The organism is Neorhizobium sp. P1_A6, assembly GCF_056406795.1.
The window spans coordinates 1-17,377 of the sequence record NZ_JBFTZM010000007.1; the positions used below are offsets into that span (position 1 = coordinate 1).

General features: G+C 61.0%; 13 protein-coding genes and 1 pseudogene. 6 read left to right on the forward strand and 8 right to left on the reverse strand.

The annotated features are described in order from the left end of the window. From glmS to AC1D3C_RS15510, 3 genes are all read left to right on the forward strand, one after another. Positions 1 to 1,644, forward strand: a 1,644-nt coding sequence (gene glmS / locus AC1D3C_RS15500; protein ID WP_477483511.1) for a glutamine--fructose-6-phosphate transaminase (isomerizing), incomplete at its 5' end; no start/stop codon positions are given. A 92-nt stretch (positions 1,645 to 1,736) separates the two neighbouring features. Then, positions 1,737 to 2,420 (forward strand): DUF502 domain-containing protein, encoded by a 684-nt coding sequence (locus AC1D3C_RS15505; RefSeq protein WP_477483512.1) that lies wholly within the window; start codon positions 1,737 to 1,739, stop codon positions 2,418 to 2,420. 133 nt (positions 2,421 to 2,553) lie between these two features. Continuing rightward, the gene (locus AC1D3C_RS15510; RefSeq protein WP_477483513.1) at positions 2,554 to 4,038 is read left to right on the forward strand and encodes an esterase-like activity of phytase family protein; all 1,485 of its coding nucleotides are present in this window, start codon (positions 2,554 to 2,556) and stop codon (positions 4,036 to 4,038) included. Positions 4,039 to 4,141: 103 nt separating this feature from the next. Here AC1D3C_RS15510 and recG read toward each other — a convergent pair whose 3' ends face one another. Continuing rightward, positions 4,142 to 6,247 carry an ATP-dependent DNA helicase RecG gene (gene recG / locus AC1D3C_RS15515; RefSeq protein WP_477483514.1) on the reverse strand — a complete coding sequence of 702 codons (2,106 nt, stop codon included), beginning with the start codon at positions 6,245 to 6,247 and terminating at the stop codon, positions 4,142 to 4,144. Between the two features lie 90 nt (positions 6,248 to 6,337). On the opposite strand from recG, the gene AC1D3C_RS15520 reads away from it, so the two are divergent. Both AC1D3C_RS15520 and mfd read left to right on the forward strand, forming a co-directional pair. After that, entirely contained in the window at positions 6,338 to 6,667 is a 330-nt protein-coding gene (locus AC1D3C_RS15520) for an FAD assembly factor SdhE (protein WP_477483515.1), read from the forward strand. Between the two features lie 11 nt (positions 6,668 to 6,678). Continuing rightward, entirely contained in the window at positions 6,679 to 10,185 is a 3,507-nt protein-coding gene (mfd, locus tag AC1D3C_RS15525) for a transcription-repair coupling factor (RefSeq protein ID WP_477483516.1), read from the forward strand. Here mfd and AC1D3C_RS15530 read toward each other — a convergent pair whose 3' ends face one another. From AC1D3C_RS15530 to AC1D3C_RS15540, 3 genes are read right to left on the reverse strand one after another with little or no spacing between them, the layout of a single operon-like run. Beyond that, a complete protein-coding gene (locus AC1D3C_RS15530; RefSeq protein ID WP_477483517.1) occupies positions 10,186 to 11,124 on the reverse strand; it encodes a DMT family transporter in 939 nt (312 codons plus the stop codon). It abuts the gene before it with no gap. 14 nt (positions 11,125 to 11,138) lie between these two features. Continuing rightward, positions 11,139 to 11,810: a DsbA family oxidoreductase gene (locus tag AC1D3C_RS15535; protein WP_477483518.1), complete on the reverse strand. Its 672-nt coding sequence runs from the start codon at positions 11,808 to 11,810 to the stop codon at positions 11,139 to 11,141. A gap of 37 nt (positions 11,811 to 11,847) precedes the next feature. Then, a complete protein-coding gene (locus AC1D3C_RS15540) occupies positions 11,848 to 13,653 on the reverse strand; it encodes an extracellular solute-binding protein (protein WP_477483701.1) in 1,806 nt (601 codons plus the stop codon). A 285-nt stretch (positions 13,654 to 13,938) separates the two neighbouring features. Here AC1D3C_RS15540 and AC1D3C_RS15545 point away from each other — a divergent pair, with 285 nt between their 5' ends. Further along, on the forward strand, positions 13,939 to 14,586 hold the full coding sequence (locus AC1D3C_RS15545) for an invasion associated locus B family protein (RefSeq protein ID WP_477483519.1): 648 nt from the start codon (positions 13,939 to 13,941) through the stop codon (positions 14,584 to 14,586). A gap of 116 nt (positions 14,587 to 14,702) precedes the next feature. On the opposite strand, the gene hspQ is transcribed toward AC1D3C_RS15545, so the two are convergent. The 4 genes and pseudogenes from hspQ to AC1D3C_RS15565 all read right to left on the reverse strand — a co-directional run bounded on the left by hspQ (position 14,703) and on the right by AC1D3C_RS15565 (position 17,121). Further along, complete coding sequence (gene hspQ / locus AC1D3C_RS15550; RefSeq protein WP_007753924.1) at positions 14,703 to 15,032, reverse strand: heat shock protein HspQ; 330 nt, start codon at positions 15,030 to 15,032, stop codon at positions 14,703 to 14,705. 94 nt (positions 15,033 to 15,126) lie between these two features. Then, a pseudogene (locus AC1D3C_RS15555) lies at positions 15,127 to 15,240 on the reverse strand (DMT family transporter); the annotation flags it as partial. Between the two features lie 63 nt (positions 15,241 to 15,303). Next, the gene (glnA, locus tag AC1D3C_RS15560) at positions 15,304 to 16,713 is read right to left on the reverse strand and encodes a type I glutamate--ammonia ligase (protein ID WP_037087011.1); all 1,410 of its coding nucleotides are present in this window, start codon (positions 16,711 to 16,713) and stop codon (positions 15,304 to 15,306) included. 69 nt (positions 16,714 to 16,782) lie between these two features. Continuing rightward, positions 16,783 to 17,121: a P-II family nitrogen regulator gene (locus tag AC1D3C_RS15565; RefSeq protein WP_038542987.1), complete on the reverse strand. Its 339-nt coding sequence runs from the start codon at positions 17,119 to 17,121 to the stop codon at positions 16,783 to 16,785. Positions 17,122 to 17,377: the final 256 nt, after the last annotated feature.

Consider the following 17,377-nt stretch of genomic DNA (forward strand, 5'->3'; position numbering starts at 1 on the left):
CCGCTGCCCGGGACGATCGGCATCGCCCATACCCGCTGGGCGACCCACGGTGTCCCGAATGAGACCAACGCCCATCCGCATTTCGTTGATGGCGTCGCCGTCGTCCATAACGGCATCATCGAGAACTTTTCCGAGCTGAAGGATGAACTGCTGGCCGAAGGCGCCGTCTTCGAAAGCCAAACCGACACGGAAGTCGTCGCACATCTGCTCGCAAAATACACCCGCGAAGGCCTCGACCACCGCGCCGCGATGCTGGCGACGCTGAACCGGGTCTCCGGCGCCTATGCGCTGGTGGTGATGTTCGAGGACGACCCGGGCACGATCATGGCCGCCCGTTTCGGACCGCCGCTCGCGATCGGCCACGGCCGCGGCGAGATGTTCTTGGGCTCCGATGCCATCGCGCTGTCTCCGTTTACCAACGAGATCACCTATCTAGTCGACGGCGACTGCGCCGTCATGACCCATAAGGGCGCCGAGATCATCGATTACGACGGCAAGCCGGTGACGCGGCAGAGCCAGATTTCCCAGGCGTCGGCCTTCATGGTCGACAAGGGCAATCACCGCCATTTCATGGAGAAGGAGATCTACGAACAGCCGGAGATCATCTCCCATGCGCTCAGCCATTATATCGATTTCGCGACCCATACGGTGAAGGCGAACGATACGGCGATCGATTTCGGCAAGGTTTCCGGCCTGGCGATCGCCGCCTGCGGCACCGCCTATCTGTCCGGCCTGATCGGCAAATACTGGTTCGAGCGTTATGCGCGTCTGCCGGTCGAAATCGACGTCGCCTCCGAATTCCGCTACCGCGAACTGCCGTTGTCCCCCTCCCAGGCGGCACTGTTCATTTCCCAATCGGGCGAAACAGCCGATACTCTGGCCTCGCTGCGTTACTGCAAGGACAACGGCCTCAAGATCGGCGCGGTCGTCAACGTCAGGGAATCGACCATCGCCCGCGAATCGGATGCGATCTTCCCGATCCTCGCCGGCCCGGAGATCGGCGTCGCCTCCACCAAGGCCTTTACCTGCCAGCTTGCGGTTCTTGCTGCACTCGCGATCGGTGCCGGCCGCGCCCGCGGCACGGTGACGGCGGGCGATGAGAAAGCGATGGTGAAACACCTCGCCGAAATGCCGCGGATCATGAGCCGGGTACTGAACGACATCCAGCCGCAGATCGAGGCGCTGTCGCGCGAGCTGTCGCGGTTCAAGGATGTCCTTTACCTCGGCCGCGGAACCAGTTTTCCGCTCGCCATGGAAGGCGCGCTGAAGCTCAAGGAAATCTCCTATATCCACGCCGAAGGTTATGCCGCCGGCGAGCTGAAACATGGGCCGATCGCGCTGATCGACGAACATATGCCGGTAATCGTCATCGCGCCGCATGACCGTTTCTTCGAAAAGACCGTTTCCAACATGCAGGAAGTGGCCGCGCGCGGCGGCAAGATTATCTTCATTACCGACGAAAAGGGTGCGGCGGCTTCCAAGCTGCCGACCATGGCGACGATAGCATTGCCGAATGTCGACGAGATCATCGCTCCGATGATTTTTTCGCTGCCGATCCAGCTGCTTGCCTATCATACGGCTGTCTTCATGGGCACCGACGTCGATCAGCCGCGCAACCTGGCAAAATCCGTCACGGTGGAGTGATATCCACCGGCTTTTCCTTGCATCGCAACATCGCATCCGGCATTGTCGCAACAGATGATTGCGGCGATGCTCAGGGTATGCAGGAAAATCGGATGAGCGACAGTCCAGAGCGAATATCGCTGGCCGGCCGTCTCAGGAACAACTTCCTAACCGGCCTGATCATCTGCGCGCCGCTTGCCATCACCATCTGGCTCACCTTCACCTTTATCGACTGGGCCGATAGCTGGGTTACGCCCTACATTCCGCGGCGCTACGATCCGCAATATTATTTCAACATCACCATTCCTGGCACCGGTCTGCTGATCGCCGTGGTGCTCATCGCCATTATCGGCTTTCTCGGCAAGAACCTGATCGGCCGCTCGATCGTCAAGTTCGGCGAATCGATCCTGCACCGGATGCCGCTGATCCGCAGCATTTATAAGAGCATCAAACAGATCTTTGAGACGGTGCTGAAGGAACAGTCGACCTCCTTCAAGAAATGCGGGCTGATCGAGTTTCCGAGCCCCGGCATGTGGGCGCTGGTCTTCATCTCCGGCGACGCGCAGGGAGAGATCGCGGCAAAGCTCAATGCGGACGGAGAGGAAATGGTCGGTGTCTTCCTGCCGCCGACCCCGGTTCCGACCGCCGGCTTCCTGATGTTCGTGCCGAAAAGCAAGATCATCATGCTCGACATGACGCCGGAAGAGGGTGCCAAGCTGCTGATATCGGGTGGCCTCATCGCGCCGGACTACAAGCCCATCCCCGGCCTGCCGACCGCCGTCCTGCCGGCACCATAAGCGCCCGTGCGGGCGTCACGTCAGTGTCACCGCAGCCGCCTAAGAGGAAGCAGGGAGCGCGCGTCGCAACATTCATTCGACGCGTAACGGCGGAAAGCCGCTGGCCCTCCGAGGCTCAACAAGGAACTATTCCATGGGTTATGCGCATAAGGCCGCACTGCTTGCGGCCACAATGATTGCTTCGTCTTTGATTTCGAACTCGGTCCTGCTGGCCGAGACAAGTGCAACGGGCGCCGGCATCACCGTCGTCAACAAGGGCCTCGTTGCCGTCGGCCGCATTCCGGCCGGCCAGCGCGACAAGTTCGGCGAGACTTTCGGGTCCGGTTCCGGCATGGCGATCGACCCGACCGACTGGAAGAAGGATGCCGATGGTTATGCCGGTTCCCTCTGGTTGCTGCCCGATCGCGGCTACAATGTCGACGGCACGACCGATTACAATTCGCGTATCAACAAGATCGAGATCCGGCTGGCGCCGGCTGCCGCCGGCCAGGCCCTGTCCTCCGACAAGCAGCAGGCTGGCGTTCAGGCAAAGCTCGCGGAGACCATGCTGCTGACCGACGACGCCGGCAAAAATATGACCGGTCTCGATCCGGAATCGGGCGTTCGCGCCGCTGCTGCCAAAATGCCGGCCATGCCGCAGGCCTCGACCGGCAAGGTCTCCCTCGATCCCGAGGCCGTCATCCGCCTGGCGGACGGTTCGCTTTTGATCAGCGACGAATACGGCCCCTATATCTATCACTTTTCCATTGATGGTAAGCTGATCTCCGCCACTCAGCCGCCGAAGGCCCTGCTGCCGATGCGCAAGGGCCGGTTGGACTTCTCTTCCAACAATCCCGGCCCTGGCGGCAAGGTACCGGATCCGAAGGATCCGGAAAGTGGTCGCCAGAACAACCAGGGCCTCGAAGGCATGGCGATGACCCCGGATGGCAAGTTCGTGATCGCTCTGCTGCAGTCCGCGCCCATTCAGGATGGCGGCGACTCCAGCTCGACGCGCATGAATACCCGCGCCTTGGTCTATGACGCTTCCGACATCGACAACCTCAAGCTCGCGCATGAATATGTCGTCCCGCTGCCGACCTTCGACAACAAGGGCAAGGTTGCCGTTGCGGCCGAGAGCGAAATCCTGGCGCTGTCCGACAAGGCCTTCCTGGTTCTGGCGCGCGACAGCAATAGCGGCCAGGGCGTGAAGGGCGACACGTCGGTCTACCGCAAGATCAGCCTGGTCGATCTCACCAGTGCCACCGATATTGCCGGCACCGATTTCGACGGTCTCAAGCCGGTCGCTTCGAAGGGCAAGGTCGACGAGACCGTGAAACCTGCGGTCCTGACGTCGTTCATCGACATAAACGACGCCCAGGAACTCGCTCGCTTCGGCCTTCATAACGGCGCGCCGAACGACAGGAACAATCTTTCGGAAAAATGGGAAGCCATGTCGATCGCAAGCGCGCTCGATGCCTCGGCTCCGGATGACTTCTTCCTGTTCGTCGCCAACGACAACGATTTCCTGACCCAGGACGGTTTCCAGGTCGGCAATGCCTATAAGGCGGCCGGCGGCGCAGATGTCGACACCATGTTCCAGGTTTTCCGCGTCACGCTTCCGGGCGTTGCCAAGAAATAAGTCCCTAACGCAAGCCTTCTCCCCGACGGTCGGGGGGAAGGGGGAAGGTCGAAGATCAACGTCAGATGATCTTGACCATCGTACCCCCCTGCCGACGGCCGCATCACCCGGCTCTCAGGAACCGGATCGCCTCGTCGCGGCGGTGCAGATAAAGCAGCACGCGCATGTTCTGGCCGCGCTCGCTGGTGAGTTCGGGATCCCGCTCCAGCAGATAGGCCGCGTCCTTGCGGGCGATTTCGAGCAGGTCCGCATGCGCCTCCAGGCTGGCAATCCGAAAACCGGGCGTGCCTGACTGCCGGGTGCCGAGCAGTTCTCCTTCGCCGCGCAGCTTCAGATCCTCCTCCGCGATCAGAAAACCGTCCTCGCTGTCGCGCAGGATCGAAAGCCGCGCCCGGCCAGTTTCGCTGAGCGGCCCTTTGTAGAGCAGAATGCAGGTCGAAGCCTCGTCGCCGCGCCCGACACGGCCGCGCAGCTGGTGCAACTGGGCAAGGCCGAACCGCTCTGCATGTTCGATGACCATGATCGTCGCATCCGGCACGTCAACGCCGACTTCGACGACGGTGGTCGCGACCAGCAGCCGGATTTCGCCGGTCTTGAAGGCGTTCATCACCGCGTCCTTCTCAGGCCCGCTCATCCGGCCATGGATCAACCCGACATCACGACCGAGTTCCCTGGCGAGAACAGCATAACGCTCCTCCGCCGACATCAGGTCGGAGGCATCCGATTCTTCGACGAGCGGGCAGATCCAATAGGCTTTTTTTCCTTCGCCGATCGCGCTCCTGAGCCGGGCGATGATGTCGCCGATTCGTTCGGTTGGGATGGTGACGGTCTGGATCGGCTTGCGGCCGGCCGGTTTTTCGGTGAGCTTCGAGACGTCCATATCCCCGAACGCGGCGAGCACCAGCGTGCGCGGAATGGGTGTCGCGGTCATTACCAGCATATGCGGTGAAATTCCCTTGGCCGTCAGCCGAAGGCGCTGATGCACGCCGAACCGGTGCTGTTCGTCCACTACGGCGAGCATCAAATTGTGATAGTTGATCGCATCCTGGAAGAGCGCGTGGGTGCCGACGATGATCTGCGCTTCGCCTGACGCAATCCGCTCGATGATCTGGTCGCGCTCGCGTCCCTTGGTGCGGCCGGTCAGCACCTCGACCGCGACGCCTGCAGCACCTGCGAGCTTGGAGATCGTCGCAAAATGCTGGCGGGCGAGAATTTCGGTCGGCGCCATCAGCACCGCCTGGCCACCAGCCTCGACGGCCGCCGACATGGCGAGCAGCGCCACCAGCGTCTTGCCGGCGCCGACATCGCCCTGTAACAGCCGAAGCATGCGGTCTTCGCCGGCCATGTCCTGGATGACATCCGCGACAGCCGCCTTCTGGCTGGGCGTCAGCGAGAACGGCAGGTTTGCGATGATCTTTGCGGCAAGATCGCCTTTTACCCGGATTGGCTGGCCCGGGACCTTACGTACTCGCTGGCGCACCAGCGACAGCGACACCTGTCCGGCGAGGAACTCGTCATAGGCAAGCCGCCGGCGGGCAGGGGCCTGCGGATCGATATCCGCTGCGTCGCGCGGATCGTGCAGCCCGCGAAAGGCTTCCGCGACCGAGGGAAAGCCCTGGCGCAAGGCCAGTTCGGCATCGGCCCATTCCGGCAGGTCCGGCAGCCGAGCTACGGCACCGTCCACGGCCTTGCGCAGAACCTTGGGCGTTAGGCCGGCCGTCATCGGATAGACCGGTTCGACCAGCGCCAGGTTTTCAGCCTCGGAGGATTTGACGATGAAATCCGGATGCACCATCGAGGGGCGGCCGTTGAACCAGTCGACCTTGCCACTGACCATCACCATCTCGTCGATCGGCAGCGACTTTTCCAGCCAGTTGCCTTTGGCACGGAAGAAGGTCAGCGCCAGCTCCCCGGTATCGTCATGCAGGAATACGCGGTAGGGCATGTTGGATTTGCCGGGCGGTGGCGGCTGATGCCGGTCGACCCGGCCCTCGATCGTGACGATCGCTCCTTGCGGCGAAAGCGCGATGCCCGGCCGGTTGCGCCGGTCGATCAGCGAGGAGGGGGCATGGAAGAGCAGGTCCACGACACGACAATCGTCAGGGTCCTCACGGCCGGTGACGCGGGCGATCAGTTCGGCAAGCTTCGGCCCGACACCGGCAAGCGAGGCGACGGGCGAGAACAGCGGATCGAGTATGGCGGGACGCATGGCGCGCAAAATGCGATGGATTTTGCCCATTTGGCAAGGTGACGAGGGCGGAAAAGCGTCCTATATGAACGGCAAAACAAGGACACGGCCATGACAGGACTATCCCGCACCAGCGCGGATCTCGACCCGCGCCGCCGGCGCATCCTCTATCGCTGTTGGCATCGCGGCATCCGCGAGATGGACTTGGTTCTGGGTAGCTTCGCGGAAGCCGAGATCGCCAATCTTGGGGATGCGGAACTCGACGAGTTCGAGGCGATCATGGGCGAGGACGACCACGACCTGCATGCCTGGATCACCGGGGCTCAAGTCCTGCCCGAGCGCAGGAAGACACCGCTTTTTGCGCGCGTCGCTGCCTATAACCCCGATTTCGATCCCGTCACCAAAGCCTCCCTGGAAGCAAGGCTCGGAAACAAGATATGAATTCTGGCCCGATGATTCCTGGATTCGACGCGAAGAAGATCGCCGCGGCGCAGACCCCGCTGACCATAGGCAACGTGCCACCGGGCATGGAGCCACTGATCCTTGCCGAACTCGCTCGTGCCGGCCAGGCGGTCGCCTATGTCATGTCGGACGGCCAGCGCATGCTTGATCTGGAGCAGATGTTGTCCTTCGTGGCTCCGGAAATCCCGGTCCTGACGCTGCCCGCCTGGGACTGCCTTCCCTATGACCGCGTCTCGCCGAGCGCCGACGTTTCGGCTCGCCGGCTGGCGGCCCTGTCCGGCCTGATCTCTCATGCCAGGAAGCCGCATGCAGCGATTGTGCTCGTCACCGTCAATGCAATGCTGCAGAAAATCGCTCCCGCCGAGATCATCGAAAGTCTCGCGTTCTCAGCCAAGCCGGGCAATCAGATCCGCATGGACGACATCGCCGCACGGCTGGAACGCAACGGTTTCGAGCGCGTCGCGACGGTCCGCGAAGTCGGTGAATTTGCGGTGCGCGGCGGCATTCTCGATGTCTTCGTGCCGGGCACCGAGGAACCGGTACGTCTCGATTTCTTCGGGGATACCCTGGAATCGATCCGCTCGTTCGATCCCGCCAGCCAGCGTACGACCGGCCAGGCGCGCGCCCTCGACCTGAACCCGATGAGCGAGGTGACGCTGACGCCGGACACCATCAGCCGCTTCCGGAAGAACTACCTCTCTCTCTTCGGCGCCGCGACCCGCGACGATTCGCTCTATCAGGCAGTTTCGGAAGGCCGGCGTTACCCCGGCATGGAACACTGGCTGCCGCTGTTCTACGACGGGCTCGAAACCGCCTTCGATTACCTCAAGGGCTTCCGGATCGTCACCGACCACACGGCCCGCGAAGCGGCCGCCGAGCGTTCGAAACTGGTGCTCGACTATTACGAGGCACGGCGCGACAGCGGCACCCAGGGCAAGGGTGCGGCCGCTCAAGCGGCGCCCTACAAGCCGGTTTCACCGGGGCAGCTCTACCTCGAAAGTAAGGCTTTTGCCGCAGCGCTCGATGCGGTCAACTCGGTGCGGCTGACGCCGTTCAACGAGATGGATGCGGAAGGTCGCCGGGTGGTGACTTTGGGCGCACATGCCGGTCCGCGCTGGGCGAAAAACCAGACGGAAGAGAAAGATCGCGACGAACGCGTCAACGTCTTCGACCTCGTGGTCAAACATATCGCCGACAAGCGTGCCGAGGGCGCCAAGGTTCTTGTCACCGGCTGGTCCGCAGGCTCGCTCGACCGGCTGCTGCAGGTGCTCGACGAGCGCGGGCTGAAGCGCATCAACCAGATCGATAAGCTCGCCGATCTCGACAAACTCGAGAAAGGCGAGGCGGCTTCTGCGGTCCTCAGCCTCGAAGCCGGTTTCGAGACAGGCAATATCGTCGTCATCGGCGAGCAGGACATTCTCGGCGACCGCATGGTCCGCCGCGGCAAGCGCCGCAAGCGCGGCGCCAATTTCCTGACCGAAGTCGCCGGCCTCGACGAAGGTTCTCTGGTCGTCCATGCCGAGCATGGCATCGGCAAATTCGTCGGCCTGGTGACGATCGAGGCCGCCGGCGCCCCGCGCGCCTGCCTCGAACTCCACTATGCCGACCAGGCAAAGCTCTTCCTGCCGGTCGAAAATATCGATCTCCTGTCGCGCTACGGTTCGGACGCCGCCGAAGCCCAGCTCGACAGGCTCGGCGGCGGCGCCTGGCAGGCTCGCAAGGCCAAGCTCAAGAAACGCCTGCTCGATATGGCGGACGCGCTGATCCGCATCGCCGCCACCCGCATCACCCGCCGCGCACCGGTTCTGACCACGCCGGAAGGGCTCTACGACGAATTCGCCGCCCGTTTCCCTTATGACGAGACCGAAGACCAGGCGAATGCCATCGATTCCGTGCGTGACGATCTCGGCGCCGGCCGGCCGATGGACCGCCTCGTCTGCGGCGACGTCGGTTTCGGCAAGACGGAAGTGGCGCTGCGTGCCGCTTTCTTCGCGGCGATGAACGGCGCGCAGGTCGCGGTCGTCGTGCCGACCACGCTTCTCTCCCGCCAGCATTTCAAGACGTTTCGCGAGCGTTTCCGCGGTCTGCCGATCAAGGTCGAGCAGGCCTCGCGGCTGGTGCCTGCCAAGGAACTGGCCCAGACCAAGAAGGACATTGCCGATGGCAAGGTCGATATCGTTGTCGGCACCCATGCGCTGCTTGGCGCTGGCATCCAGTTTGCCAATCTGGGGCTGCTGATCATCGACGAGGAGCAGCATTTCGGCGTCAAGCACAAGGAACGGCTGAAGGAACTGAAGAGCGACGTGCATGTCCTGACGCTCTCGGCAACGCCGATCCCGCGCACGCTTCAACTTGCCATGACCGGCGTACGCGAATTGTCGCTGATCACCACGCCGCCGGTCGACCGCATGGCGGTCCGCACCTTCATCTCGCCCTTCGATCCGCTGGTCATCCGCGAAACGCTGATGCGCGAGCATTATCGCGGCGGCCAGAGTTTCTACGTCTGCCCGCGGCTCGCGGACCTGCCGGAAATCCAGGCTTTCCTCCAGTCCGACGTGCCGGAATTGAAGGTCGCGGTTGCGCATGGCCAGATGGCGGCGGGCGAACTCGAAGACATCATGAATGCCTTCTACGACGGCAAATACGACGTGCTGCTCTCGACCACGATCGTCGAATCCGGCCTCGACGTGCCGACCGCCAATACACTGATCGTCCATCGCGCCGACATGTTCGGCCTTGCGCAGCTCTATCAGCTGCGCGGCCGTGTCGGCCGTTCCAAGGTGCGCGCCTTCGCGCTGTTCACCCTGCCGGTCAACAAGACGCTGACGCAGATGGCCGAGCGCCGCCTCAAGGTGCTGCAGTCGCTCGACACGCTCGGCGCAGGCTTCCAGCTCGCCAGCCACGACCTCGACATCCGCGGCGCCGGCAATCTGCTCGGCGAAGAGCAATCAGGCCATATCAAGGAGGTCGGTTTCGAGCTCTACCAGCAGATGCTGGAGGAAGCGGTCGCAGAAGTGAAGGGCGATGACGAGATCACCGATGCCGGCTGGTCGCCGCAGATTTCCGTCGGCATCACCGTGATGATCCCCGAAACCTACGTTCCCGACCTGCATTTGCGCATGGGCCTCTACCGCCGTCTCGGCGAAGTCACGGACCTGTCGGAGATCGATGGTTTTGGCGCGGAAATGGTCGACCGCTTCGGCCCGATGCCGGTCGAGGTGCAGAACCTGTTGAAGGTCGTCTACATCAAGTCGCTCTGCCGCAAGGCAAATGTCGAGAAGCTCGACGCCGGCCCGAAGGGCATTGTCGTCACCTTCCGCGACAAGCAGTTCCCGAACCCCGCCAATCTGGTCGGTTATATCGCCAAGCAGGGGACGCTCGCAAAGATCCGGCCGGACCACAGCGTCTTCCTCACCCGCGACCTGCCGTCCCCCGAAAAGCGATTGACGGCCGCAGCCCAGGTGATGACCCAGTTCGCCGAACTGGCAAAATCGTGACTATGTGTCGGAATTATTGTCGGGGACGGTGACGACGGCGGCTTGCTGATCGGTCGCGACGGACGCGGGCAGACGCACATCGCGTGCCCGCTCACGGGCGAGCGTCAGAAGGCCAGAGCCGATGATCAGCACGATGCCGACCAGCATCGGCAGGTCGACCTTGTCGCCGAAGATCAGATAGCCGAACAGGATGGCCCAGAGCATCTGGCTGTATTGGGTCGGCGCGATCACGGCGGCGGGCGCGTGATTGGCGGCATACATCAGCCAGACGGTGGCGAGCGCCGCCAGCAGGCCGTAACCCGCCAGCATCGCCCATTGCGGTAGTGTCGGCCAGTGGAAGTCCGGGATCATCAGGATGCCGAGGATGACGAGAACGCCAAGGACGCCGGCGCCGTAAAGCGAGATGTGCTTCTCCGATGGCCCGACGGCGCGATAGACGATGATCGAGATCGCCCCGGAAAACCCTGCAAACACCGCGCCGACATGCCCGATCGAAAGCTCGCGGAAACCGGGGCGCAGGATGACAAGAACGCCGATGAAGCCGATGATCACGGCGCTCCAGCGCCGGATACCGACTGTCTCCTTGAGGAACAGCACAGACATGATCGTCACGAAGGACGGCAGCAGGAAAATCAGCGCGAAGGCTTCCGCCATCGATAGATAGGTGAAGGCTGCGACGCTGCCGATCGTCCCCATCGCGGCTGAGAAGAAGCGCAGGATCCATAGCGGCCGGTTGGTACTTCTTACCACGTCGAGCCAGCTGTCGCCTGGTTTCATGAGATAGGGAAAACCGGCCAGCATGAAGACGGCGCCGAAAAAGCCCATTTCATAGGGCGTCAGGGCGCCCTCGATCATCTTGACGCTGGCATCGCTCCACGAATAGGCGGCAAACGAGGCGAAGGCGAGAAGAACGCCTTTCAGGGTCTGGTCGGTACGCACGCGTTTCGCCGTTCTCAGATCATGCCCTTGCGGGCTTCCGCCTTCAGCTTGGCGATTTCGCGCAGCGCGTTGGCAAATACGTCCGGCGTCTGGGCGCCGCTCACGGCATACTGCCCGTCGATGATGAAGAACGGCACGCCGGTCACGCCCATCTTCTGGGCCGCCTCGATCTCCCCAAGGACGGTGTCCTTGTCGGCGTCGCTTGCCAGCAGGTTTTCGATGACCTTCCGGTCGAGGCCCGATTTTTCGGCGATGTCGGCGAGCACGGCGTGGTCGCCGACATTGCGGCCCTCCTCGAAATTCGCCTTGAACAGGGCCGTCGCGACCTTGTCCTGAATTTGGCGGTCTTCGACGATCGCCCAATGCAGCAGGCGATGCGCATCGAGCGTATTGGGGCCGATCTTGATCGCCTCGAAGTCATACTTGATCCCGACCTCTTCGCCGAGCTTCTTCAGCATGCTATGGGCGCGTTCGACGGCATCCCTGCCGCCAAGCTTGGCGGCAAGATCCGCCTGATGGTCGACGCCTTCGGGCGGATGGTCCGGGTTGAGCCGATAAGGGCGCCAGTTGATGTCGACCCCGATCTCGTCCTGAACTTCGGCGACCGCCAGTTCCATCCTTGCCTTGCCGAGGTAACACCAGGGGCAGACGATGTCCGAAACGATGTCGATGGTTACGCGCTCCATGGCGGCGTCCTTTCTTCGGTAACCGTTAGAGACTGGATTATTGCGCCCGCTTATCCCACCAGGTGTTGAGCTGGTAGCCATAGAGCGGCAGTTTCTCCGGATAACCGATATACTTGCGACGCGCCACCCATTGATCGGGGATATGATAGAGCGGAACGAGATAGTGACCTGAAATCAGCATTCGGTCATAGGCACGCACGGTCGCCTCGAAATCCTCCTTGCTGCGCACCGTCAGCATGGTCTCGATCAGCTTGTCGAGATCGGCATCCGCAGTGCCGGCAAAATTGAAACTGCCGTCGCGATTGCGGGAATCCGATCCCCAGCGCCCGGCCTGTTCGATGCCGGGCGACAGCGACGAGGGATAGGATTTGACGATCATGTCATAGTCGAAATTGCCGGAGCGGGCCTGGTATTGGGCATCATCGACGGTGCGGATCGACATCTCGACGCCGATCATCTTCAGCGTCCGCTGATAGGCGATCGCCAGCTTTTCCTGGTCCTGGCTCTGTGTCATCACCTCGAAGGCAAGTGGTCTGCCGGAAGCGTCCGACATCCTGCCGTTCTTGATCGCGTAACCGCCCTTCTTGAGAAGATCGACCGCATTGCGCAGCACCTTGCGATCAGCACCGGAGGCATCGGTTTTCGGGAGGTGGTAGGTGCCAGTGAGGACAGCCGGCTCGATCCTGTTCTTGATGGCCCCCAGGATCTGGAGCTCCCGCTCGTCGGCCGGCTTGCCGAGCGAGGAGAGGGGCGAGTTCTGCCAGAAACTTTCGGTGCGGGTATAGGCGCCTTCGAAGAGGTTCTTGTTGGCCCATTCGAAATCGAAGGCGAGCGACAGGCCGGCGCGTACGTTCACATCGGCAAAGATCGCTCTTCTCGTATTGAACACGAAACCGAGCATGCCGGTCGGCAGCTGCGGCTTGAACGCATCCTTGATCACATCGCCGTTCTGGACCGCCGGGAAATCATAGGCCCGCGCCCAATGTGTCGGGCTGCCATCGAGATAGATGTCGATCGCGCCTTTCTTGAAGGCTTCGAACAACGTGTTGTCCTGCAGGAAATATTCGACGCTGATCTGATCGTAATTGTCGAAACCCACCTTGGCGGGAACATCCTTGCCCCAGTAATCCGGATTTCGCTCATAGACGATACGCTCTCCGGGAGAAACGGATTTGACCCGGTATGGGCCGGAGCCGACCGGCGGCTTCAGCGTCGACTGGTCGAACGTAGCCGGATCGATCACGTGTTTCGGCAGGATCGGCGTCGAGGTCGCGAGAATCAGCGGAAATTCCCGGTCAGCCTTGGCATTGAAGGTGAAGCGGACCCCATGCTCGCCGACCTTTTCAACCTTGTCGACCGGTGAGAGCCGGCTCGAAAACGGGATGCGCCCCTTGTCGCGAAGCAGCTCAAAGGTGAAAATCACGTCGTCAGGCGTCACCGGCTGTCCGTCGGACCATTTGGCTTTCGGATTGAGATTGAACTGGATGAAGCTGCGGTTGTCGTCCCATTCCACGCTTTCCGCCAGCAGTCCGTAAAGCGTGAAGGCTTCGTCGCTGGAGCGGGTCATCAGCGGTTCGTAGATCAGGTGCCCAAGGATCGTATCCCAGAGGCCACGCGCCGTCGTGCGCATGCTTTTGAGGATGAACGGATTGAGGTTGTCGAACGTGCCGACGACGCCATAGGAAATCTTGCCGCCCTTCTTCACGGCCGGGTTTACATAGGGGAAATGCTTGTAATCGGGGCCGAGCGCCGGGCTGCCGTGCATGGCTATCCCATGGACCGGTTCGGCAAATGCCGGAGCGCCGATCAGAAATGCGGCGATGAGGGGAAGGAAGCGTCGCATGGCACCCATGGCGGTGAAATCCTCGCTGATTCGCCTGCAAAATAGCGCATGCCATCAGGCCCACCAACCACCGCCATGTGCAAAAGAGTGATCGTCGGCATTAACTCCTTGTCAAAAAATACGAAAGAGGGACTGGATATCGATGCCTGCCCGATGTAACAGGTTGGCCAGACGGGCGGGTCATTCAATTGCCTCATTTGACCGACAGGTCACAGGCAGTAGGACACCCCGAGGGAGTTGACGGCGTCTGCCGTACCCAGCTGATTTCAGGAGACGGATCTCGTTATGATGCTTAAGGCAACCCAAGTTCTGCGGACGGCAATGTCTGCTCTCGCTCTTTCGGCCGGCGCAATCGCGCTGCCGGTTGCAGCTCTTGCACAGGATGCTCCGGCCGCGGGGGCTCCTGGCGCACCGCCGCTCGGCTGGTTCAAGACCTGCACAAAGCAGGACGACAGCGACCTCTGCGTCGTGCAGAACATCATTGCTGCCCAGAACGGTCAGCTCATCACCGCCGTCGGCCTGATCACGGTCGAAGGCAAGGTCAACCGCAAGATCATGCAGGTCTCTGTACCGACCGCGCGCCTCGTGCCGCCCGGCATCGTCATGCAGATCGATGGCGGCAAGGGCCAGAAGCTCGATTATATCGTCTGCCTTCCGGACAAGTGCACTGCCGAAGTGCCGCTGACGGACGCGATGGTCGCCAGCCTCAAGAAGGGCAGCGAGGTGGTCTTCACCTCGATCAACTTCCGTCGCGCGCCGAACCCGATCAAGGTTCCGCTGACCGGCTTTACCGGCATCTTTGATGGCCCGGCCATGCCGCAGGAACAGATCGCCCAGAGCCAGCGCAGCCTTGAAGAAGGCATGCAGCGCAAGGCGGAAGAAACCCGCAAGAAGCTGGAAGACGCCCAGAACGCTGCAAAGCAGGGCCAGTAAGCTTTCAGCGGGAGCCAGACAATTTCAAAGCCCGGCCACGCGCCGGGCTTTCTGATTCCGGACACAAAAAAGCGCCGGCTGGGATGCCGACGCCTTTCCAGTTCTCGGAATGGAGTTTAGTGGGCCAGTATGATCTTGGGCTTCAACTGGCCCGATGGTCCGCGATCGAAGATCTGGTAGACCTGCGGATTGCGCAGCGGGGCATCATTTTCGTCATGCTCCAGGTTTTGCTCTGAAACATAGGCGACATATTCCGTCTCGTCATTCTCCGCGAGGAGATGATAGAAGGGCTGGTCCTTGTTCGGCCGGATTTCTGCGGGAATGGAATTCCACCATTCTTCCGTATTGGCGAATTCCGGATCCACATCGAACACGACGCCCCGAAACGGAAAAACCTTGTGGCGGACCACTTCTCCGATGGTAAATTTAGCGTTGCGTTGTTTCATGGTGCGATGTCCTTTCGCATCCTAATGTGGGAATAAAATTCTCCGACATCAAGAGATTAATGCAGACCGGCCCGTATCGTTCCACGGGATAGACTTAAGGCTTAGTAGCCCCCTGCGGCCGTTTCGTCGCCAGAACTACGCCGCCCGCAACGAGAACGATGCCGGGTGCGCGAGATGTTTCGAAAGTCTCGCCGAGGAATATCGCTGCTATGGAACGACAAACGGCGGGCTTGCGACCCGCCGTTTCCAGTTTCACGAGACACTGATCGGATCAGGCCGAGTAATACATGTCGAATTCGACCGGATGCGGCGTCATTTCGAAGCGCATGACTTCCACCATCTTGAGCTCGATATAGGCATCGATCTGGTCGTCGTCGAAGACGCCGCCGGCAGTCAGGAACTTGCGGTCGCGATCGAGGTTTTCGAGCGCTTCACGCAAAGAGCCGCAGACCGTCGGGATCTTCTTCAGCTCCTTCGGCGGCAGGTCGTAGAGATCCTTGTCCATGGCCTTGCCGGGATGGATCTTGTTCTTGATGCCGTCGAGACCGGCCATGAGCATGGCGGCGAAGGCCAGATAGGGGTTTGCCAGCGGGTCCGGGAAACGGACTTCGACGCGCTTCGACTTCGGCCCGGTGCCGAACGGAATGCGGCACGAAGCCGAGCGATTGCGGGCCGAATAGGCAAGCAGAACCGGCGCTTCATAACCCGGAACGAGACGTTTGTAGGAGTTCGTCGTCGGATTGGTGAAGGCGTTGATCGCCTTGGCATGCTTGATGATGCCGCCGATATAGAAGAGGCAGCTTTCGGAAAGGCCGGCATATTCGTCGCCGGCGAAGGTCGGCTTGCCGTCCTTCCAGATCGACTGGTGCACGTGCATGCCCGAGCCGTTGTCGCCGAAGATCGGTTTCGGCATGAAGGTCGCGGTCTTGCCATAGGCATTGGCGACCTGGTGGACGACATACTTGTAGATCTGGATCTTGTCGGCGTTGCGCACCAGCGTGTCGAACTTGACGCCGAGCTCGTGCTGGGCGGAAGCCACTTCGTGGTGATGCTTTTCGACGACCACGCCCATTTCGGCGAGCACGGTCAGCATTTCGGAGCGCATGTCCTGGAGGCTGTCGACCGGCGGAACCGGGAAATAGCCACCCTTGACGCGCGGACGGTGACCAAGGTTGCCGGTTTCGTAATCGGTGTCGTCGTTCGACGGCAGTTCCGACGAGTCGAGCTTGAAGCCTGTATTATAAGGATCGGCCTTGTATTTGACGTCGTCGAAGACGAAGAATTCCGGCTCGGGGCCGACAAACACCGTATCGCCGATGCCAGATGCCTTCAGGTATGCTTCGGCCTTCTTGGCGGTGCCGCGCGGATCGCGGTTATAGGCTTCGCCCGAGATCGGATCGAGAATGTCGCAGAAGATGACCATGGTCGACTGAGCGAAGAACGGGTCCATGTGGACCGTCGCCGGGTCCGGCATCAGCACCATGTCCGACTCGTTGATGGCCTTCCAGCCGCCGATCGAGGAACCGTCGAACATGACGCCATCGGCAAACATGTCCTCATCGACGCAGACGACGTCCATGGTCACATGCTGCAGCTTACCCTTCGGGTCGGTAAAGCGCAGGTCCACGAACTTGACGTCGTTTTCCTTGATTTGTTTCATGATTTCGCTTGCGCTCGTCATATGACCTCCTCGATGTACGATGACGATGAAACCCCGGCCTTTGGCCTTGGGGCGGTATTTTGCGGGCGTTTAGATGGCGTCCACGCCCGTTTCACCGGTGCGGATGCGAATGACTTCCTCGATGTTGGAGACGAATATCTTGCCGTCTCCGATCCGTCCAGTCTGTGCAGCGTTGCGGATCGCCTCGATGACCGCATCCGCATTCTCGTCCGCCAGGACGACCTCGACCTTCACCTTGGGCAGAAAGTCGACGACGTATTCAGCGCCGCGATAGAGCTCCGTATGGCCCTTCTGGCGGCCAAAGCCCTTGGCTTCGGTCACTGTGATCCCCTGCAAGCCGACTTCCTGAAGGGCTTCCTTCACTTCGTCGAGCTTGAAAGGCTTGATGATCGCTTCGATCTTTTTCATGAGAAACTATATCTCCGCTTCTCTCTTGAAGCAGGCCGTTACCCGCTCGCCCATGCCAATGCAGTTATCGTGCCAAACTCACATGGCACTTTCAAAAAAACAATGCGGTTTTGCACCGATTCCCCATAAAACAGCAGGTTCAGTGGCAAAACTGCTTCCGTTTTTCTCGAAATTTGTGCGTTGCGACACAAGAATCGGAGTTTTTTGAAGTTTTTTCGGAACTTAAGTGATATCGAATATAGTCAAGGCGAGGTCA